The sequence below is a fragment of the Nocardioides hwasunensis genome (assembly GCF_014779665.1).
Lineage (GTDB): Bacteria > Actinomycetota > Actinomycetes > Propionibacteriales > Nocardioidaceae > Nocardioides > Nocardioides hwasunensis.
The window spans coordinates 40,439-59,765 of record NZ_JACXYY010000010.1 but is presented as its reverse complement, the minus strand read 5'-3'; the positions used below and the strand labels follow the sequence as shown (position 1 = coordinate 59,765).

Annotated in this window: 17 protein-coding genes; 12 read left to right on the top strand and 5 right to left on the bottom strand. The window is 71.0% G+C overall.

Annotated elements, in window-relative coordinates:
* Positions 1-4: 4 nt before the first annotated feature.
* Complete coding sequence (gene typA, locus IEZ25_RS20425) at positions 5-1,897, bottom strand: translational GTPase TypA (RefSeq protein ID WP_191201322.1); 1,893 nt, start codon at positions 1,895-1,897, stop codon at positions 5-7.
* Positions 1,898-2,192: 295 nt separating this feature from the next.
* On the opposite strand from typA, the gene IEZ25_RS20420 reads away from it, so the two are divergent.
* The 4 genes from IEZ25_RS20420 to IEZ25_RS20405 all read left to right on the top strand — a co-directional run bounded on the left by IEZ25_RS20420 (position 2,193) and on the right by IEZ25_RS20405 (position 5,875).
* A complete protein-coding gene (locus tag IEZ25_RS20420) occupies positions 2,193-2,960 on the top strand; it encodes a hypothetical protein (RefSeq protein ID WP_191201321.1) in 768 nt (255 codons plus the stop codon).
* Between the two features lie 63 nt (positions 2,961-3,023).
* On the top strand, positions 3,024-4,331 hold the full coding sequence (locus tag IEZ25_RS20415; protein WP_191201320.1) for a protealysin inhibitor emfourin: 1,308 nt from the start codon (positions 3,024-3,026) through the stop codon (positions 4,329-4,331).
* Positions 4,328-4,825 carry a macro domain-containing protein gene (locus tag IEZ25_RS20410; protein WP_191201319.1) on the top strand — a complete coding sequence of 166 codons (498 nt, stop codon included), beginning with the start codon at positions 4,328-4,330 and terminating at the stop codon, positions 4,823-4,825. The genes IEZ25_RS20415 and IEZ25_RS20410 overlap by 4 nt, the downstream gene beginning before the upstream one ends.
* 54 nt (positions 4,826-4,879) lie before the next feature.
* Complete coding sequence (locus IEZ25_RS20405) at positions 4,880-5,875, top strand: DNA topoisomerase IB (protein ID WP_191201318.1); 996 nt, start codon at positions 4,880-4,882, stop codon at positions 5,873-5,875.
* 104 nt (positions 5,876-5,979) lie between these two features.
* Here IEZ25_RS20405 and serC read toward each other — a convergent pair whose 3' ends face one another.
* Positions 5,980-7,101: a phosphoserine transaminase gene (gene serC, locus IEZ25_RS20400; RefSeq protein ID WP_191201317.1), complete on the bottom strand. Its 1,122-nt coding sequence runs from the start codon at positions 7,099-7,101 to the stop codon at positions 5,980-5,982.
* Between the two features lie 102 nt (positions 7,102-7,203).
* Here serC and IEZ25_RS20395 point away from each other — a divergent pair, with 102 nt between their 5' ends.
* From IEZ25_RS20395 to IEZ25_RS20380, 4 genes are all read left to right on the top strand, one after another.
* The gene (locus tag IEZ25_RS20395) at positions 7,204-7,656 is read left to right on the top strand and encodes a zinc ribbon domain-containing protein (RefSeq protein WP_191201316.1); all 453 of its coding nucleotides are present in this window, start codon (positions 7,204-7,206) and stop codon (positions 7,654-7,656) included.
* Between the two features lie 46 nt (positions 7,657-7,702).
* The gene (locus tag IEZ25_RS20390; RefSeq protein ID WP_318152372.1) at positions 7,703-8,212 is read left to right on the top strand and encodes a GNAT family N-acetyltransferase; all 510 of its coding nucleotides are present in this window, start codon (positions 7,703-7,705) and stop codon (positions 8,210-8,212) included.
* A gap of 229 nt (positions 8,213-8,441) precedes the next feature.
* Complete coding sequence (locus IEZ25_RS20385) at positions 8,442-9,077, top strand: hypothetical protein (protein WP_191201315.1); 636 nt, start codon at positions 8,442-8,444, stop codon at positions 9,075-9,077.
* A 20-nt stretch (positions 9,078-9,097) separates the two neighbouring features.
* Entirely contained in the window at positions 9,098-9,478 is a 381-nt protein-coding gene (locus tag IEZ25_RS20380; RefSeq protein WP_191201314.1) for a thiol-disulfide oxidoreductase DCC family protein, read from the top strand.
* Between the two features lie 244 nt (positions 9,479-9,722).
* On the opposite strand, the gene IEZ25_RS20375 is transcribed toward IEZ25_RS20380, so the two are convergent.
* Positions 9,723-10,829: a citrate synthase 2 gene (locus tag IEZ25_RS20375; RefSeq protein ID WP_191201313.1), complete on the bottom strand. Its 1,107-nt coding sequence runs from the start codon at positions 10,827-10,829 to the stop codon at positions 9,723-9,725.
* A 55-nt stretch (positions 10,830-10,884) separates the two neighbouring features.
* On the opposite strand from IEZ25_RS20375, the gene pdxH reads away from it, so the two are divergent.
* Positions 10,885-11,526 carry a pyridoxamine 5'-phosphate oxidase gene (gene pdxH, locus IEZ25_RS20370; protein ID WP_191201312.1) on the top strand — a complete coding sequence of 214 codons (642 nt, stop codon included), beginning with the start codon at positions 10,885-10,887 and terminating at the stop codon, positions 11,524-11,526.
* Here the strand turns inward: pdxH and IEZ25_RS20365 are convergent.
* Both IEZ25_RS20365 and IEZ25_RS20360 read right to left on the bottom strand, forming a co-directional pair.
* On the bottom strand, positions 11,504-14,482 hold the full coding sequence (locus tag IEZ25_RS20365; protein WP_191201311.1) for a hypothetical protein: 2,979 nt from the start codon (positions 14,480-14,482) through the stop codon (positions 11,504-11,506). The genes pdxH and IEZ25_RS20365 overlap by 23 nt on opposite strands.
* A gap of 26 nt (positions 14,483-14,508) precedes the next feature.
* Positions 14,509-14,907: a hypothetical protein gene (locus IEZ25_RS20360; protein ID WP_191201310.1), complete on the bottom strand. Its 399-nt coding sequence runs from the start codon at positions 14,905-14,907 to the stop codon at positions 14,509-14,511.
* Between the two features lie 92 nt (positions 14,908-14,999).
* Between IEZ25_RS20360 and IEZ25_RS20355 the strand changes: the two genes are divergently transcribed.
* The 3 genes from IEZ25_RS20355 to IEZ25_RS20345 are packed head-to-tail and all read left to right on the top strand — an operon-like array spanning position 15,000 to position 19,311.
* Positions 15,000-15,590: a TetR/AcrR family transcriptional regulator gene (locus IEZ25_RS20355; RefSeq protein ID WP_318152371.1), complete on the top strand. Its 591-nt coding sequence runs from the start codon at positions 15,000-15,002 to the stop codon at positions 15,588-15,590.
* Positions 15,590-17,323, top strand: coding sequence for an ABC transporter ATP-binding protein (locus tag IEZ25_RS20350; RefSeq protein WP_191201309.1), 1,734 nt, complete (start codon positions 15,590-15,592; stop codon positions 17,321-17,323). The genes IEZ25_RS20355 and IEZ25_RS20350 overlap by 1 nt, the downstream gene beginning before the upstream one ends.
* Positions 17,320-19,311, top strand: coding sequence for an ABC transporter ATP-binding protein (locus tag IEZ25_RS20345; RefSeq protein WP_318152370.1), 1,992 nt, complete (start codon positions 17,320-17,322; stop codon positions 19,309-19,311). The genes IEZ25_RS20350 and IEZ25_RS20345 overlap by 4 nt, the downstream gene beginning before the upstream one ends.
* Positions 19,312-19,327: the final 16 nt, after the last annotated feature.

Genomic DNA, 19,327 nt, shown 5'->3' with positions numbered 1-19,327 from the left:
GGACCTACTTGTTGGCCTTGCGCGCCTGCGAGGCGGTCTTCGCGCGCGCGTTGGCGTCGAGCACCACCTTGCGGATGCGCACCGAGTCGGGGGTGACCTCGACGCACTCGTCCTCGCGGCAGAACTCGAGGCACTGCTCGAGCGAGAGCTTCTTCGGCGGGATGAGCTTCTCGAAGTTGTCGGAGGTGGCCGAGCGGATGTTGGTCTGCTGCTTCTCCTTGGTGATGTTGACGTCCATGTCGTCGGCACGGGAGTTCTCGCCGATGATCATGCCCTCGTAGACCTCGGTGGTCGGCTCCACGAACATCGTGCCGCGCTCCTGCAGCGACGTCATGGCGTACGCCGTCGCGGCACCGCTGCGGTCGGCCACCAGCGAGCCGGAGTTGCGCGAGCGGATCTCGCCGGCCCACGGGAAGTAGCCCTCGGAGATGTGGTGCGCGATCCCGGTGCCGCGGGTCTCGGTGAGGAAGTCGGTGCGGAAGCCGATGAGGCCACGCGACGGGACGACGAAGTCCATCCGGACCCAGCCGGTGCCGTGGTTGGTCATGCCCTCCATGCGTCCCTTGCGCGCGGCGAGGAGCTCGGTGATCGTGCCGAGGTACTCCTCGGGCGCGTCGATGGTCAGGCGCTCGAAGGGCTCGTGCACCTTGCCGTTGACCTCGCGGGTGACGACCTGCGGCTTGCCGACGGTGAGCTCGAAGCCCTCGCGGCGCATCTGCTCGACGAGGATCGCCAGCGCCAGCTCGCCACGGCCCTGCACCTCCCAGGCGTCGGGACGCTCGGTCGGCAGCACGCGCAGCGACACGTTGCCGACGAGCTCGGCGTCGAGGCGGTCCTTGACCAGGCGGGCGGTGACCTTCCCACCCTTGACCTTGCCCACGAGCGGCGAGGTGTTCGTGCCGATGGTCATCGAGATGGCCGGCTCGTCGACGTGGATGAGCGGGAGGGCGATCGGGTTCTCGGCGTCCGCGAGGGTCTCGCCGATGGTGATGTCCGCGATGCCGGCGATGGCGACGATGTCGCCGGGGCCGGCGGACTCGCCGGGGACGCGCTCAAGGCCCTCGGTGATGAGGAGCTCGGTGATCCGGACGTTCTTGACCGTGCCGTCACGCTTCATCCAGGCGACGGTCTGGCCCTTCTTCAGCTGGCCCTGGTGGATGCGCAGCAGCGCGAGGCGACCGAGGAACGGCGAGGAGTCGAGGTTGGTCACGTGGGCCTGCAGCGGCGCGCCCTCGTCGTACTGCGGGGCCGGGATGGTCTCGAGGATGGTCTTGAAGAGCGGCTCGAGGTCCGAGCCCTCCGGCATGGTGCCGTTGGCCGGCTGCTCGAGGGAGGCGATGCCGGCCTTGCCCGAGGCGTAGACGACGGGGAAGTCCAGCGCGTCCTGGCTGTGGGAGTCGTCGAGCAGGTCCATGAACAGCTCGTAGGACTCGTCGACGACCTCGGAGATCCGGGCGTCGCCGCGGTCGGTCTTGTTGACGACCAGGATCACCGGCATGTCGGCGTTGAGCGCCTTGCGCAGCACGAAGCGGGTCTGGGGCAGCGGACCCTCGGACGCGTCGACGAGCAGCACGATGCCGTCGACCATCGACAGGCCGCGCTCGACCTCGCCGCCGAAGTCGGCGTGGCCCGGGGTGTCGATGATGTTGATGACCATCGGCTCGCCGCCGCCGGCGGGGCCGGCGTAGTGCACCGCGGTGTTCTTGGCGAGGATCGTGATGCCCTTCTCGCGCTCGAGGTCACCGGAGTCCATGACGCGGTCGGCGACGCTCTCGGCCTGGTGGGCGGTGAACGCACCGGCCTGGCGGAGCATGGCGTCCACCAGCGTGGTCTTGCCGTGGTCGACGTGGGCGACGATCGCGACGTTGCGCAGGTCGGAACGGGACTGGGTGGGCATGCACGAGCCTTCCGGGCTGAGACGAGGTGGCCGGGAGCGGCCGGGGCGCGGCCAGCACGGCCGCAGCGCGGCAAGTCTAGTGCGACCAGGCGTCCAACCAGCATTCGAGCATGCCCTCGCGGCCGGGCGAGCCACCACGATGTGGCCCACGACACGACACGATCGGGTGGGATCGGAAACGTTCCAAAGTTGAAGACTGAACTTTACTTGTCTTTACCGAGCGGTGGAGAGCGCCGACCTACTTTTGAGTAGTCAGCGGGTCCGTGGGGGATCGGCGCCAACCGAGGTAGCAGCCATGAAGTACGACATCACCAGCCTGACCGAGGCCCGTCCGTCGCGCCGCAGCGTGACCCGCGCCGCCGCGTGGAGCGTCCCGGTCATCGCGGTGGCCACGAGCGCCCCGGCCTTCGCCGCCTCGTGCCAGCCGATCACCGGCGCCACGATGCCGATCCCGGCCAGCGGCACCATCAGCAACGGTGGTCGCGACTACGCCCTCACCTACAACCCCCCGGCCAACCAGTACTCCGACCCGGTCACGATGACGATCAAGGCTGCCTACACCGGACGCATGGCGCCCGGCAGCGAGTCGCAGGGCGTGGACCTCTACACCACCTTCAACCCGGTGGGGGGACTGCGCACGCGTGGTCTGGGTCTCGTTCAGACCGTGACCGGGAGCTACGCCGCTCCCGGGCGAAGCGCTCGGGGGGTCTACACCTTCTCGTTCACCAAGCCGGTCACCAACCTCCGCTTCACGCTCACCGACATCGACGTCCTCGACGGGGACTACGACGACCGCATCGAGATCTCGAACAGCGGGTGGACCGAGGTCAGGGCGTCGCGCGGTGCCGGAGTGTCGGGCACTGGAGTGCAGGGCGATCCCTGGCGCGGCGCAGGGACCTACAACGACAACACCAGCAGCGCCGGGAACGTGACGATCGCGTTCGCGGGACCGGTCTCGACCTTCGACCTGACCTACTGGAACGCGATGACGTCGTTCAGTGGGGTCGACCGCAACCAGGGCGTGTTCCTCACCAACATCTCGTTCGACTACCAGCCCTGCTGATCCGGCGCTCACCCCAGACTCAGGTCTACCCCGCTGTCCCCCGCGCGGGGTAGACCTGACCCCATGACTCCTCGGACCCCGCACCAGCGCTGCACGTTCATCCCGCCCTGGCTCGCTGATCGGGTCGACGGCCCGGGTGCGGCCGCGCGCGACGAGGAGCTGCGTGCTCGCCGCGGCGCGACCGCGCGCCCCGCGCAGGCGGTCGCGCCGGGTGGACCCGCCTGGACCGTCCACGACGCCGGGTCGTCCACGACTCTCCCCGGCTCCGCGGTCCGCGCAGCGGGTGAGCCGGCGACCGGTGACGTGGCCGTCGACGAGGCCGCCAGCGGCATCGAGGCCACCCTCGCGATGTACGCCGACGCGCTCGGGCGCAGCTCCTACGACGGAGCGGGCGCCCCCGTCAGCCTGACCGTCCACTACGGCCAGGGCTACGACAACGCGTTCTGGGACGGCACCCAGCTGGTGTTCGGCGATGGGGACGGACGCGTCTTCGAACGCTTCACCAAGCCCGTCGACGTCCTGGCCCACGAGTTCACCCACGCCGTCATCGAGAGCACCGCCGGCCTCGTCTACGAGGGCCAGTCCGGCGCGCTCAACGAGTCGGTCGCCGACGTCTTCGCCGCGTGCCTGAAGCAGCGGCTGCTCGGTCAGGAGGCGGGGGAGGGCGACTGGCTCATCGGCGCGGGCATCTTCAAGCCGTCGGTCCGGGCGCGGGCGCTGCGCGACATGGCCGCACCCGGGACGGCGTACGACGATCCCGAGCTCGGCGCCGACCCCCAGGTCGGTCACATGGACGACTACATCGAGACCACCGAGGACAACGGAGGCGTGCACCTCAACTCCGGCATCCCCAACCGGGCGTTCCAGCTCGCTGCCGTCGCGGTCGGTGGCGCGTCCATCGAGGGTGCGGGCCGGATCTGGTACGACGCACTGGTCGGCGGCGGCGTCCCGGCGAGCGCCGACTTCGCGACGTTCGCGGCCGCCACCGTCGCCGCGGCCGGCGAGCACGCCGACGCGGTGCGCGAGGCGTGGGCCCAGGTCGGGGTCGGGCCCGGCTCGCGGGCGCAGGTTCCCGAGCCCCCGGCGCAGCAGCCCACCGGACGGCTGCGGGTCGAGCGCAGTGGTGGCTTCGCCGGACGCACCGAGACCGCCGAGCTCGACATCGACGAGGTCGACGACGACGAGCTGCGCGGCCTGGCCCGCGACGCCCTCGCGGTCGCGTCGAGGAGCGAGCTCCCCAAGCCCGACATGTTCGTCTACACCTTCACCCTCGAGGGCCACGACCCGGTCCGGGTGCCCGAGCAGCTGCTGTCCGCCAGCCAGTCCGAGCTCGCGCGCCGCATCCTGCAGTCCGGTCGGTTCGACGCATGAGGCTCACGCTCGTCGAGGGCGACATCGCGACCCAGGACGTCGACGCCGTCGTCAACGCCGCGAACCGCGCGATGCGTGGTGGCCTCGGCGTGGACGGCGCCATCCACGCCGCGGGAGGGCCCGAGGTGCTCGCCGACTGCGTGCGACGGTTCCCCGACGGCCTCGCGACCGGCTCGGCCGGCTGGACGACGGCTGGGCGAATGCCCGCGCGCTGGGTGATCCACGTCGTCGGGCCCAACCACGCGGCCGGCGAGCGCGACCGCGGCCTGCTCACCTCCTGCTACTCAGGTGCCCTCGCCGTCGCCGACGAGCTCGGTGCCAGGTCGGTGGCCTTCCCGCTCGTCAGCGCAGGTGTCTATGCCTGGCCGCGCGACGACGCGATCAGGGCGGCCATCGACACCCTCCGCGCCACAGCGACCGACGTCGACGAGGTCCGGCTGGTGGCGTTCGGTTCGACGGCGTACGACGAGATCGCGACCGCCCTGCAGGTCTGAGCCCCTCCCCTCGGGTGTCTCGACCGCGCCCGCGCGGCCAGTAGGTTCGGGCGCATGCCGCGACTGAGGCGCACGTCCCCCGACCAACCAGGCTGGACGCGCCGCCGCGCCGGCAAGGGCTTCACCTACCTCGACGGGGACGGCAACCGCCTCGACGCCGAGCAGGTCCAGCGGATCAAGGACCTGGTGATCCCGCCGGCCTGGCGCGACGTCTGGATCACGCCGTACGCCAACGGGCACCTCCAGGCGGTGGGCACCGACGATGCCGGGCGGCGGCAGTACCTCTACCACCCGCAGTGGCGCACCAGCCGCGACGCGGCGAAGTTCGACCGGATCCTCGGCTTCGGCAAGGCGCTGTCGAGGGCGCGGGAGCGGGTGCTCGCCGACATCGGCTCCGAGGGGATGTCGCTCGAGCGCTCGTGCGCGGTCGCGGTGCGCCTGCTCGACCTCGGCTACTTTCGGATCGGCAACGACGTCTACACCGACACCAACGGCTCGTTCGGCCTGACCACGCTGCGCAAGGACCACGTCTCCCGCCACGGCAAGGGGCTGCGGTTCTGCTTCGTCGGCAAGTCCGGAGTCGAGCACTGCATCGACATCGACGATCCCTCCGCGCTGGAGGCGCTCGACGTGATGCGTCGCCGCCGGGGCGGTGGCGACGAGCTGCTGGCCTGGAAGGACGGCAAGACCTGGAAGGACCTGGGCTCGAGCGACGTCAACGACTACATCCGCACCTGCTTCGGCATCGAGGCCACCGCCAAGGACTTCCGCACCTGGCACGCCACGGTGATCGCCTCCGCCGCGCTCGCGGACAGTGACGAGCCCGGCGAGACCAAGGCCTCGCGCAAGCGGGCTGTCTCGACCGCGATGAAGGAGGTCTCCGACTTCTTGGGCAACACCCCGACCCTCGCGCGGTCGTCGTACGTCGACCCGCGGGTCATCGAGGCCTACGAGCGCGGTCGGACGATCAAGGTCCGCTCGACCTACGAGTCCTCGGACGCGCGGCAGGCTGCCCTCGAGCGCGCCGTGCTCAAGCTGCTCGCGGCCTGATACGTCGGCGCGGCTTCGGCTCGACGACTGGAGGAGCCCCTCACCAGCACGGCCCCCATCGCGACGATGGGGGCCGTGCTGTGTTGCTGCCGGTGTCGTGCCTGTCAGCTGTTGGCGACGACGTAGTCGATCGCCGCGGTGAGCTTCTCGACGTCGGACGGGTCGATCGCGGGGTACATCGCGATGCGCAGCTGGTTGCGACCCAGCTTGCGGTAGGGCTCGGTGTCGACGATGCCGTTGGCCCGCAGGGTCGCGGCGATCGCGGCGGCGTCGATGCTGTCGTCGAAGTCGATGGTGCCGATCACGAGCGAGCGGTCGGCCGCCTCGGCGACGTACGGGGTCGTGTACGCCGTGCGCTCGGCCCAGCCGTAGAGCGCGTCCGAGGACGCGGTGGTGCGCTCGACCATCGCCTTGAGGCCACCCTGGGCGTTCATCCAGTCGAGCTGCTCGGCCATCAGGAAGAGCGTGGCGACCGACGGGGTGTTGTAGGTCTGGTTCTTCGAGGAGTTGTCGATCGCGGTCGGCAGGTCGAAGAACGGCGGGATGTAGCGATCGCTCGCGGCGATCTCCTCGGCCCGGGCCAGCGCGCGCGGCGACATGATCGCGATCCACAGGCCGCCGTCTGAGGCGAAGCACTTCTGCGGGGCGAAGTAGTAGGCGTCGACCTGGTCCAGGTCGACCGGCAGGCCGCCTGCCCCGGAGGTCGCGTCGACCAGCACCAGCGCGTCGTCGGCCACGTCGGCCGGTCGGCGTACGGGCGCCATCACCGCGGTCGAGGTCTCGTTGTGGGCCCAGGCGTAGGCGTCGACGCCGTCCTCGGCGACCGCCTCCGGGCGCGAGCCCGGGTCGCTCGAGATGACGGTCGGGTCGGCCAGCCACGGCGCCTTCTTGGCCGACGTGGAGAACTTCGAGGAGAACTCGCCGAAGGTCAGGTGCTGGCTCTTCTCGCGGATCAGGCCGAAGCAGGCGATGTCCCAGAAGGCGGTCGCGCCTCCGTTGCCGAGGACGACCTCGTGGCCCTCGGGCACGTCGAAGAGGGCGGTCAACCCCTCCCGCACGCGGCCCACAGTGTTCTTCACCGGCGCCTGGCGGTGGGAGGTGCCCATCAGCTCCGAGCCGGTCGCGGCAAGCGCGTCGAGGTGGTTGGTCTGGATCTTGGAGGGGCCGGCGCCGAAGCGGCCATCGGCCGGGATCAGGTCGGCGGGGATCTGGAGGGCGTCGGTCATCGGAGAACCTCACGTCGATACGGAACGGTCGTCCTGACCACGCTGTCAGAGGCGTCTATTGTGGCACCCCGCCCGAGGGCGTCTCACGATGGGGGAGCGACGATGACCGACCACCACGTCCCACCGCCCGGCCTGCTGGGCCAGGCTCGTGTCCGCACCACGGCGCGCGCGATCGCACTCGTCCTGCTCGTCGTGGGCGTCGTCCTCCTCGTCCGCGGGATCAGCGACGTCGTCTCCGAGCTCGGCGACCCGATGATGGACGCGGGTCCGGGCTCGATCCTCACCGTGGCCGGTGGCGGCTTCTGCGTCGTCCTCGGTCTCGTCGCTGCCCAGATCGGCTGGATGCGAGCACGCGTGAGATACGTCGCCGGCGAGACGATGCCGGTCCTGAAGGACTCCGCCGGCTACCTCAGCGACGGTCAGGGCCTCGGCGCGATCGGCCGCACCGCGCAGCCGACATCCTCGGCCGCCACCGGCCCCTACTGCCGCCGGTGCGGTACCCGCAACGACGCCGAGGCGCAGTTCTGCGACAGCTGCCGTCACTCGCTCGCCTGACCATCCCTCGGTCGAGTCCGCAGCGAGCGATGGATACCCTCCCACCGTGAGTGGTGACGACCTGCAGATCCAGCGGGTGCCGATCACCCATCCGGACGCCCGGCTGCTCGTCGAGGCGGTCCAGGAGGAGTACGTCGTCCGCTACGGAGGCCGCGACGACTCGCCCATCGATCCGATGGACTTCGAGGATCCGCTCGGCAGGTTCTTCGTCGGCTACCTCGACGGAACCCCGGTCGCCACCGGCGCCTGGCGGCGCAGCACGGTCAGGGCTCTCGGCGCCGACGTCACCGCCGAGGTGAAGCGGATGTACGTCGTCCCTGCCGCCCAGCGCCGCGGCATCGCCCGGCGGATGCTCGCCCACCTCGAGGTCACCGCCGCCGAGGCCGGCTACGGCGCCCTCGTCCTCGAGACGGGGATGCGGCAGCCGGAGGCGATCTCGCTCTACCTCTCGTCGGGCTACGAGCCGATCGAGGGGTTCGGCCACTACGCCGGGTCGGACCTGAGCCGGTGCTTCGGGCGCCGCATCGACACCGCCGCCACCGGCTCCGCCGGTTGAGCAGGCGGCTCCGCCGGTTGAGCAGGCGGCTCCGCCGGTTGAGCAGGGCGCTCTGGCGCCCGTGTCGAAACGAGGACTCGTGGCACCCGGGTCTCGACACGCTCCGTGCCCGACCGGCGGTCTCGTACGAACTACAGATCTGTAGTTCGCACGAACCCCTGACGGTGCCTCGCGGGCCCACCTACGGTCGCTGGGTTACGTGTGATCACAGGGAAGGGTGGGGCATCTCGTGCAAGCGTCGAAGCGCATCTCCGCACTCATCTCGGGGACCGTCGTCCTGGTGCTGGGCCTCGTGCTCGGGGGAGCCGGCGTCGTGGCGGCCGACCCCCCGGACGCCCGTCGCGGGATCGTCACGTCGTCCGCGCCGTACCTGATGCCGATCGAGTCCTACGCCCGCTACCAGCCGCAGAAGAAGTGCAACCAGACTCCGGGCGCGGGCATCCTGGCGTTCGCCGACTGGCTGGTCGCGCGAGGCGGCGGCTACGGCCCGATCAGCCGCTCGTGTGCGGGCACCAGCACCAGCGAGCACAAGGAGTCACGCGCCTTCGACTGGCTGCTCGACGCGAGCGACCCGGCCGACAAGGCGCTCGCCGACGCCCTGCTCGCAGAGCTGTTCGCGCCCGACGACACCGGCCAGCCGCACGCGCTGGCCCGGCGGATGGGCGTCATGTACGTCATCTGGAACGACACGATGTACGCCTCCTACGACAGCTTCGTCGCCAAGAAGTACCTCAGCTCGGGCTGCCGCACGAAGAAGACGTGCTCCCCGACGCTGCGCCACCGTGACCACGTGCACGTCTCGCTGTCTCGCAAGGGCGCCAAGGGACTCACGTCCTGGTACTTCGCGCAGCCTCCCGCTGCCTGAGTCCTCAGTAGGCTGGCGGCATGCAGCGAGGCGTGATGCTCAACGACGGGGACTGCGGCTTCTGCATGAAGACCGCGGCACTCGTGCCACGCCTCGGCGTCGACGTCGACGCGGTCGCCCTGCAGACCGTCGACCTCTCCCAGTGGGGCGTCGACGAGGATCGCGCGCTCGTGGAGATGGCGTACGTCGCGCCCGACGGCGCCGTCGCCTACGGCCACGCCGCGTGGGCCGGCATCCTCGGGACCGGTCCGTTGCCGTGGCGCCTCGTGGGGCGATGCATGACGTCGCGCATCGGGTCGCCGATCGCCCGCCGGGTCTATCGCTGGGTCGCCGACAACCGCTCACGCCTGCCCGGCGGCACGCCGGCGTGCTCCCTGGAGAACCGCCCCTCCGCCGGTTGAGCAGGGCGCCCTGGCGCCCGTGTCGAAACCCAGGACTCGTGGCACCTGGGTTTCGACACGCTCGCTGGCGCTCGCTGCTCAACCGGCGGTGGCTCGCTGCTCAACCGGCGGTGGGTCGCTGCGCTCGCTGCTCAACCGGCGGTGGGTCGCTGGCGCTCGCTGCTCAACCGGCGGTGGGTCGCTGCGCTCGCTGCTCAACCGGCGGTGGGTCGCTGCGCTCGCTGCTCAACCGGCGGTGTGAGGGTCAGCTGCCCCAGGCCTGGTCCCAGCCCGCGACGTGGCTGGCCGGGCGGGTGCTCGGGCCGGCGTAGACGGCCGACGGCCGGATCAGGCGACCGGTGGTCTTCTGCTCGAGGATGTGCGCGGACCAGCCGCCGGTGCGGGCGCAGGTGAACATCGAGGTGAACATGTGGGCCGGCACCTCGGCGAAGTCGAGGACGATCGCCGCCCAGAACTCGACGTTGGTCTCGAGCACCCGGTCGGGGCGACGCTCGCGGAGCTCGGCGAGGGCGGCCCTCTCCAGCGCCTCGGCGACCTCGTAGCGAGGTGCGTCGAGCTCCTTGGCGGTGCGGCGCAGCACGCGGGCGCGCGGGTCCTCGGCACGGTAGACGCGGTGCCCGAAGCCCATCAGCCGCTCGCCTGCGTCGAGCAGCTCCTTGACGTAGGACGCCGCGTCGCCGTCGCGCTTCTCGACCTCCTGGATCATGCCGAGCACGCGCGAGGGGGCGCCGCCGTGCAACGGGCCGGACATCGCACCGATCGCGCCCGAGAAGGCGGCGGCGACGTCGGCGCCGGTCGAGGTGATGACGCGGGCCGTGAAGGTGGAGGCGTTCATGCCGTGCTCGGCGGCCGAGGACCAGTAGGCGTCGATGGCGTGGGCGTGCTTCGGGTCGGCCTCGCCGCGCCAGCGGATCAGGAACCGCTCGGCGAGCGTCGTGCCCTGGTCGACCTCGGCCTGCGTGACGACCGGCTTGCCGAGGCCGCGCGCGGACTGGGCGGCGTACGACAGCACCATCACCGCCACGCGCGACAGGTCGAGCCGGGCCTGCTCGTCGGAGATGTCGTAGGTCTGGCCCATGCCGAGCATCGGCGCGAGCATCGCGACGGCGGCCTGCACGTCGGCACGCACGTCACCGGTGTGGATCGAGATGTTGTAGGGCTCGGCCGGCGGCAGGCCGGGGGTGTAGGAGCCGTCGACGAGGAGGCCCCAGACGTTCTCGAACGGCACCCGTCCGACGAGGTCCTCGATGTCGACGCCGCGGTAGCGCAGGGCCGAGCCTTCCTTGTCGGGCTCGGCGATCTGCGTCTCGAACGCGACCACGCCCTCGAGGCCGTGCTGGATCTCGGTCATGCCACTCCTTCGTAGGGACCGGCTCATTCTGCACCCGGCGTCTACGCTCGGCGCCATGGACCTGAGCGGACTGCGTGAGGAGTACGGCCGGGGCGGGCTCGACCTGCCCGACCTGGCCGCCGACCCGATCGAGATGTTCGAGCGCTGGCTCGAGCAGGCGGTGGCCGCCGGGGTCCACGAGCCCAACGCGATGGTGCTCGCGACCGCCACCTCCGACGCGCGGCCGTCGAGCCGGATGGTCCTGCTCAAGGGCGTCGGTGCGGAGGGCTTCGTGTTCTTCACCAACCGCGCCTCGCGCAAGGGTGAGGAGCTCGCCGCCAACCCCCACTGCGCGCTGCTCTTCCCCTGGCACCCGCTCGAGCGCCAGGTGCGAGTCGAGGGCGTCGCCGCCGTGCTCGGCGACGACGAGGTCGCCACCTACTTCCACTCGCGGCCACGCGGCGCACAGCTCGGTGCCTGGGCCTCCGCCCAGTCGCGACCGGTCGCCTCGCGCGCGGAGCTCGCGGCGGCGTACGCCGACACCGAGGAGCGCTTCGGGGCCGTGGGTGACGAGGTGCCCGTGCCGCCGACCTGGGGCGGCTACCGCGTCGCGCCCGAGACCGTGGAGTTCTGGCAGGGCCGTCCCAGCCGGATGCACGACCGGCTGGTCTACCGCCGCGACGGCGACGGCTGGGTCACCGAGCGGCTGGCACCGTAGGACCGACCTCAGCGCCGGTGACTGCCCGCCTTCGCTTCGGGAGTCCGAGCGCGATCGCAGCCAGGACCAGCGCACCGCCGGACGCGAGCACGAAGGTCGGCAGGGTCGTCGGGATGCCGAGGAACGTGGTGATCCCGAGGATCCGGGCCATGCCCCAGGGCAGCAGCGCCATCTGGTCGTTCCACACGGTGAGCGCGTCCTCGAGGCCGACGGACGCGAGCATGCCGCCGAGGAGCAGGAGCACCGAGCCGATCGTGCCGACCGTCGCAGCGGTCGCCCGCCGCGCCCCGAGGTGGGCCGCCAGCGACCAGAGCAGCGCCGCCAGCACCCAGCCGGCGAGCACGAAGGACCCGACGACGTACGCCGACCGCACGCCGGGCTCGGTCCAGAAGGCGAACCAGTAGCCGCCGGGACCGCGCACGGACAGCACGACGAGCAGGAGCAGCGACCGGACGGTCACCGCCCCGCCGACCGCGGTGGCGACGTGCCACGACCGCGTCAGGGCCGTCGTGGCCAGCACGCCGACGGCCAGCACGACCCAGCCGGTGCCGACGAGCAGCAGGTGGCTCGGAGCCAGGAACCACGTGAGCACCAGCCGGCTCCACGCCACCGCGACGAGCGGGATCGCCACGACCAGCACCCGCGACACGGGACCCGGCGAGCGCCACGGCGTCGCGGTCGTGCGGATCATCGTGCGGCCGGTGCGGGTCAGGCCGAGCGCCAGCAGCAGGGCGAGCAGACCGCCACGGGCGAGCCACGCCATGGCCGGGTCCCGCACGGCGCGCTGCTCGCCGATCCTCGCGGCGGTGAGGTTGTAGGCCGGCAGCTCCAGCTCCTCGCCGTACGTCGCCTCGTGCGGCGCGGCGGCCGCGTCGAACCGCTCCCGCGCGGTCTGCCAGACCTCGCGGCCCTCGCCGGTGTCGAGCCACAGCGCGTGGCGCAGCATCATCTCGCGATAGGCGCCGAGGACGGCGTAGAGGTCGACCTGGTAGTCGAGGGAGGCCAGGAGCTGCTCGCGCATCGCCGGGTCGCCGAACGTTGTGGGGTCCGTGCTCCTCACCAGCTCGCGCATCGAGGTGGCGACGTCGACCGCGTGCTGGCCGTCGTCGATCGCTGCCGTCACACCGTCCACTGCGCCGTCTTCAGGGGCAGAGTCGCGCGCGATCGCGTAGAGGACGTCGAGCACGGCGGTGTCGCCGGTGAGGATGTCCCACTCGAAGAGCAGCATCTGCGGTGGCGGCTCGAGACCGAGCGCGAAGGCGCGCACCTCGGCGAACTGCGGGACGTACTGCCCGTGGGGCACGGCCTCGCGCGACATCGCCATCGCCTCGGTGACCTTGGCGACGGTGTCGGGGTCGGTGCTGAGCCAGCGGCGCACCCAGTCGGCGGTGACCTCTGCCGGGTCGGTGTCCGGGTCGCGGGCGAGCCGGGCGGCGACGTCGGTGTTGAGGTCGTAGAGCTGCCAGAAGCCGCTCGTCAGCAGCAGCGACATCGGACCGGCGCGCCACGGCCCGCCGTCCTGCGTCCACGTCCAGATCCCCTCGACGCGCGGGTTGGCCGCGATGAACCTCCTCAGGGCCAGCTGGTGCAGCACCCCGAGGTCGTTGGGCACCGCGCCGAACGCCTCGAACTCGCGGCGGCTCTGCAGCTCGACGATCCGGCGCTGGTCGCCCTGCTCGAGGGTGTCGTTGAGCGGGAGCCACGAGTAGAAGTCACCGAGGCTGTACTTCGTGGACACGACGAGCCGCGGCGAGTCGATGCCCGAGAGCACCTCGTCGTAGGACGCGGGGTCGGTGTGCATGTCGCCGACCGCTCCGACCCCGACGCTCCAGGTGCGGAAGACGACGTCCTTGTCCGCCCGCTCGGCCTGGTCGGTGAGGGCCCCGAGCATCGCCCGGACGGCGGGGGCGGTGGTCACCGAGATCTCGGAGTAGAAGTCGATGCCGGGGGAGTTGTAGATGCTGCCACCCTCGCCGATGCGCAGCACGACGCCGGACAGCTGCGGCAGCTCGGCGTAGATCTCGTCGAGCGCCGTCTCGTAGACCTGCCAGAGGTCCGGGTCGCCTGCGTCGAGGTCGTAGCGCTCGGTGAGGTGGCGCTCCAGCGGCGCGCTCAGGGTGAGCATGTCGGTGCGGAGGTAGACGTCGAGGCCGAGGCCGTCGAGCTCGGCCCAGATCGGGCCGAAGGCCTCGCGCATCGCCCGCGCACGAGCGGCGTACTCCGGATCGTCGGCGTAGACCTCCGGGATCGCGTCGAAGGTGACGTACTCGAGGAACCCTGGGACAGCGACCGCGTTGTAGCCCTGCGCGAGCACGTGGTGGGCGAAGTCGAGCACGCTCCCGCGGGCCGTCGCCAGGGCGGTCTGGTCGATGTAGGGCGCGTCGTCGAGGAAGACGTCCTCGAAGGCGCGGGAGTAGTGGGAGTAGTCGGTGCCGCCGCGCCACTGGGCCGGGTCGGGGTCGACGCCGGCCGCGCCGAGGTCGACCATCCGGAACGGCAGCTCGGAGGTCACCGTCGTCCCGACCGCCTCGGTCAGGTCGCGGTGCGCGCGGGCCGCCGCGGCGAGGTCGTAGACGCCGCGGACGGCTCCGGTCTCGCTGCTCGCGTCGATCCGCAGGCGACGCGCGTCGCCCGAGAGCCGGTACGAGTCGTCGTCACGCGGACCCTCGTCGTGCCGTACGACGAGGGTGGTCCGACCGCGCGTCTCGCCCGAGGTGGCGTCGGCCAGCTCGTCGAGCGCGACGGCCATCCGCTCGGAGTCGGGGGCGTCGACCTCGGTGATGCGCGGAGGAGCCACGGCGTCGCGCGGTGCAGCGGCGTGGAGGCGCTCGACGGGCACCTCCTTCGGCTCCACCCGGATGCCGAGCGCGCTGGAGACGCCCGCAGCGAGTCCGGCGCCGAGCGCGAGGAGGACGAGCAGGACCACGACGACCTGGAGCCCCCGCGGTGCGCGCACGCCGAGACTCTACAAACGGGGCACCGTCAGACGGCGGCCTTGATCTGGTCGGCGAGCTTCTGGGCCATCTTCTTGTTCTTCTTGCCGTCGAGCAGGGCCTTCGGGCGCCCGGGCATGTTCTGCATGAAGACCGCGACGTGCGAGCCCTGCGGGGTCGGCGTGATGACGATCCCGGTCGCGTTCTCCCAGCTCATCAACGTCTTCTTGGTGATCACCGCGATCTCGAGCTGGTCCTCGCTCGTCCCGGCCACGGCGTGACCGAGGTCGGCACAGAGCTTCTGGACCGCGGAGCTCACCGACTGCGGGTCGCGGGGCACGTCGATCTCCGCGCCGGCGCTGGTGTCGACGAAGTCGAAGGACGGTGCCAGCGCGGCGCCGTACTGGTCGATGAACGTCGAGTTGAGGAACTTGTCGAGACGGCTCATGGCACGAGTCGAGCACGACGGCACGGTCGAGGAACATCCCCGGAAATGGAAGAGGGCTTGCTGAGTGAGCGCTCACTCACTAACCTCGAGGCGTGAGTCCCCGAGCCCGTCCGATGGCCCCCGACGATCGCCGGGCAGCCCTCGTCACCGCCACAGTCCCGCTGCTCGTCGAGCACGGTCGCACCGTGACGACGAAGCAGATCGCCGACGCGGCGGGCGTCGCCGAGGGCACGATCTTCCGGGTCTTCGACTCCAAGGACGACCTCGTCACCACGGCGCTCGAGCAGGCTCTGGACCTCGAGCCGTTCATCGCCCAGCTCCAGCAGGTCGACCCCGACCAGCCGCTGGCAGCCCTCCTGCTCGAGGTGGTCGAGCTCTTCCAGCACCGCTTCGAACGTGTCTTCACGCTGATGTCGCGGATGGGCCTGGTCGGCCCGCCCAAGGCCAGGCGTCACATGGAGGCCGAGCGCGAGCGGGTGGCGCTGATCCTCGAGGCCCTCGCCGAGCCGCACCGCGCCGAGCTGCGCGTGCCGCCCGGCCACCTGATGCACATGGTGCGGTTGCTGACCTTCTCCGGCACCCACCCCCACATCTCCGACGGCCACCCGCTGACCGCCGAGGAGATCGTCGACACCGTGCTCCACGGCGTGCTCGTGCCCGCCTCCACCACCCAGGAACCCTGATGCTGCTCCGACTCGTCCGCACCTACCTCCGGCCGTACGCCGCACCGCTCGCCGCCGTCGTCGCGCTGCAGTTCGTCGGCACCATGGCCGCCCTCTACCTGCCGAGCCTCAACGCCGACATCATCGACAGGGGCGTGGTCACCGGCGACACCGGCTACATCGTGCGCCACGGCGGCTTCATGCTCGCCGTCTCGCTGGTCCAGGTCGTCTGCTCGATCACCGCGGTGTGGTTCTCCGCGCGCAACGCGATGGGCTTCGGCCGCGACCTGCGCGCCGCGATCTTCCACCGGGTCGGGTCCTTCTCGGCCCGCGAGGTGCAGCAGTTCGGCGCGCCGTCGCTCATCACCCGCGAGACCAACGACGTCCAGCAGGTGCAGATGCTCGTGCTGATGGGCGGCACGCTGATGGTGTCCGCGCCGATCATGATGGTCGGCGGCATCATCATGGCGGCGCGCGAGGACATCGGCCTCTCGTGGCTGGTTCTCGCGGTCGTGCCCGTCCTCGGCGCCTCGATCGGTCTGATCGTGCGCCAGATGGTGCCGAGCTTCCGGCTCATGCAGGAGCGCATCGACGAGGTCAACCGGCTGCTGCGCGAGCAGATCACCGGCGTACGAGTGGTGCGGGCGTTCGTCCGCGAGGAGCACGAGACCGAGCGCTTCGGCGGGGCCAACCAGCAGCTCACCGACGTGGCGGTCCGCACCGGAAGGCTTCAGGCGCTGATGTTCCCCACCGTGATGATCGTGGCCAACGTCGCGACCGTCGGAGTGCTGTGGTTCGGCGGGCACCGGGTCGAGGGCGGGCACATGGAGGTCGGCGCGATCACCGCCTACATCTCCTACCTGATGCAGATCGTGATGTCGGTGATGATGGCGATGTTCATGCTGATGATGGTGCCCCGCGCCTCGGTCTGCGCCGAGCGCATCTCCGAGGTCCTCGACACCGACTCCTCGGTGGTCCCGCCGGCCGACCCGGTCGCGCGACTTCCCGAGCGGCTCACCCTCGAGCTCGACGGCGTCACCTTCGCCTACCCCGGTGCCGACGAGCCCGTGCTGCGGTCGGTGGCGCTGGCCGCCGGACCAGGCGAGACGGTGGCCATCGTCGGCTCGACCGGCGCCGGCAAGTCGACGCTGGTCAACCTGGTGCCGCGCCTGTTCGACGCGACCGGCGGGAGCGTGCGGGTCGGTGGCATCGACGTGCGCGACCTGGAGCCGGAGACGCTCTGGTCGCGGCTCGGGCTGGTGCCGCAGAAGGCCTTCCTCTTCCGCGGGACCATCGCCGACAACCTGCGCTACGGCAAGCCCGACGCCACCGAGGAGGAGATGTGGCAGGCGCTGGAGATCGCGCAGGCCCGTGACTTCGTCGAGGCGATGCCCGACGGCCTCGACGCCGAGGTCGCCCAGGGTGGCTCCAGCCTCAGCGGCGGGCAACGCCAGCGGATGGCGATCGCGCGAGCCGTCATCCGCCGACCCGCCATCTATCTCTTCGACGACTCCTTCTCCGCGCTCGACCTCACGACCGACGCCCGGCTGCGGGCCGCGCTCAGACCGGTGACCCGCGACTCGACGGTGGTGATCGTGGCGCAACGCGTCGCGACCATCCGTCACGCCGACCGGATCGTCGTGATGGAGGACGGCGAGGTCGTCGGCACCGGCACCCACGACGAGCTCCTCGAGACCTGCTCGACCTACCAGGAGATCGTCCAGTCCCAGCTCACCGCCGAGGAGGTGGCATGACCGAGTCCAAGCCCGCCGCCGGCGGGCAGATGAAGGAGACCGAGCGGGTCCAGCAGGGTCCCGGCGGTCCGGGGCGTGGTCCGATGGGCGGCGGGATGATCGGCCAGAAGGCCGACACCTTCTGGCCCTCGCTCAAGCGGCTCCTCGCGCGGCTGCACCCCGCGCGCCACAAGGCGTACGCCGTCCTCGCGCTGACCGTGCTGAGCGTGGTCGCGACCGCCGTCGGGCCGAGGATCCTGGGGCGGGCGACCGACCTGATCTTCGCCGGGCTGATCGGCCGGGACGTGCTCTCCTCCGGTGCCACGCAGCAGCAGGCCATCGAGGCGCTGCGGGCGCAGGGCGAGACCAAGCGGGCCGACATGCTCGCCTCGATGAAGCTGACCGACGGAGTCGACTTCTCGGCCGTCGCCGACGTGCTGCTCCTGGTGCTCATCGTCTACGTCGCCGCGTCGGTGCTGGCGTGGCTCGGCGGCTACCTGCTCAACGACGTCGTGCAGGGCACCGTCCTGCGGATGCGCTCCGAGGTCGAGGACAAGGTCCACCGGCTCCCGCTGGGCTACTTCGACAAGCAGCCGCGCGGCGAGCTGCTGAGCCGGGTCACCAACGACATCGACAACATCAGCCAGACGCTCCAGCAGACGATGAGCCAGATGCTCAACTCGCTGCTCACCGTCGTCGCGGTGCTCGCGATGATGTTCTGGATCTCTCCGCTGCTGGCGATGGTCGCGCTCGTCTCGGTGCCGATCTCGATGCTCGTCACCGGGGCGGTGATGAAGCGCTCGCAGGGCATGTTCGTCCAGCAGTGGCGCCGCACCGGCACCCTCAACGCGCACATCGAGGAGACCTTCAGCGGACACTCGATCGTCAAGGTCTTCGGCCGCCAGGCCGAGGCCGAGCGGGTCTTCGCCGAGCAGAACGACGAGCTCTACGAGGCGTCGTACTCCGCCCAGTTCGTGAGCGGGCTGATCATGCCGATCATGATGTTCGTCGGCAACCTCAACTACGTCGTCATCGCCGTCCTCGGCGGCCTCCGGGTCGCGAGCGGGACGATGTCGCTCGGCGACGTGCAGGCGTTCATCCAGTACTCCCGCCAGTTCACCCAGCCGCTGACGCAGGTCGCCTCGATGCTCAACCTGCTCCAGTCGGGCGTCGCCTCGGCCGAGCGGGTCTTCGAGCTGCTCGACGCCGACGAGGAGCTGGTCGAGGAGACCGGTCGCGCCGCGGCGGCGGCCGACGCCCACGGGGAGGTGCGCTTCGAGGACGTGTCGTTCTCCTACGAGCCCGAGCGCCCGCTGATCGAGCACCTCGACCTGACCGCGCAGCCGGGGAGCACCGTCGCGATCGTCGGCCCGACCGGCGCCGGCAAGACGACGATGGTCAACCTGGTGATGCGGTTCTACGACCCGCAGTCCGGCCGGATCCTCATCGACGGCGTCGACATCACCTCGATCCCGCGGGGGGTCCTGCGCAGCCGGATCGGGATGGTGCTGCAGGACACCTGGCTCTTCGCCGGATCGATCCGCGACAACATCGCCTACGGCCGACCCGACGCGACGGAGGAGCAGATCCTCGAGGCGGCGCGGGCGACCTTCGTCGACCGCTTCGTGCACTCGCTGCCCGACGGCTACGACACGGTCATCGACGAGGACGGTTCCAACCTGTCGGCCGGCGAGCGCCAGCTCGTCACGATCGCCCGCGCCTTCTTGTCCGACCCGGCGCTGCTGATCCTCGACGAGGCGACGTCGTCGGTCGACACCCGCACCGAGCTGCTGCTCCAGCAGGCGATGGCGGCGCTCCGCTCGGACCGGACGTCCTTCGTGATCGCACACCGGCTCTCCACGATCCGCGACGCCGACCTGATCCTGGTGATGGAGGACGGCTCCATCGTGGAGCAGGGCTCGCACGAGGAGCTGCTGGAGGCCGGCGGCGCCTACGCGCGGCTCTACCGCTCGCAGTTCGAGTCGGCCGTCGGCGAGGTGGTCGGCTGACCGCTCCCGCGAGCCG

Excerpts from the sequence above, each read along its gene's own strand:
- typA (WP_191201322.1), bottom strand. The coding sequence starts at position 1,897 with ATGCCCACCCAGTCCCGTTCCGACCTGCGCAACGTCGCGATCGTCGCC.
- IEZ25_RS20420 (WP_191201321.1), top strand. The coding sequence starts at position 2,193 with ATGAAGTACGACATCACCAGCCTGACCGAGGCCCGTCCGTCGCGCCGC.
- IEZ25_RS20415 (WP_191201320.1), top strand. The coding sequence starts at position 3,024 with ATGACTCCTCGGACCCCGCACCAGCGCTGCACGTTCATCCCGCCCTGG.
- IEZ25_RS20410 (WP_191201319.1), top strand. The coding sequence starts at position 4,328 with ATGAGGCTCACGCTCGTCGAGGGCGACATCGCGACCCAGGACGTCGAC.
- IEZ25_RS20405 (WP_191201318.1), top strand. The coding sequence starts at position 4,880 with ATGCCGCGACTGAGGCGCACGTCCCCCGACCAACCAGGCTGGACGCGC.
- serC (WP_191201317.1), bottom strand. The coding sequence starts at position 7,101 with ATGACCGACGCCCTCCAGATCCCCGCCGACCTGATCCCGGCCGATGGC.
- IEZ25_RS20395 (WP_191201316.1), top strand. The coding sequence starts at position 7,204 with ATGACCGACCACCACGTCCCACCGCCCGGCCTGCTGGGCCAGGCTCGT.
- IEZ25_RS20380 (WP_191201314.1), top strand. The coding sequence starts at position 9,098 with ATGCAGCGAGGCGTGATGCTCAACGACGGGGACTGCGGCTTCTGCATG.
- IEZ25_RS20375 (WP_191201313.1), bottom strand. The coding sequence starts at position 10,829 with ATGACCGAGATCCAGCACGGCCTCGAGGGCGTGGTCGCGTTCGAGACG.
- pdxH (WP_191201312.1), top strand. The coding sequence starts at position 10,885 with ATGGACCTGAGCGGACTGCGTGAGGAGTACGGCCGGGGCGGGCTCGAC.
- IEZ25_RS20360 (WP_191201310.1), bottom strand. The coding sequence starts at position 14,907 with ATGAGCCGTCTCGACAAGTTCCTCAACTCGACGTTCATCGACCAGTAC.
- IEZ25_RS20350 (WP_191201309.1), top strand. The coding sequence starts at position 15,590 with ATGCTGCTCCGACTCGTCCGCACCTACCTCCGGCCGTACGCCGCACCG.
- IEZ25_RS20345 (WP_318152370.1), top strand. The coding sequence starts at position 17,320 with ATGACCGAGTCCAAGCCCGCCGCCGGCGGGCAGATGAAGGAGACCGAG.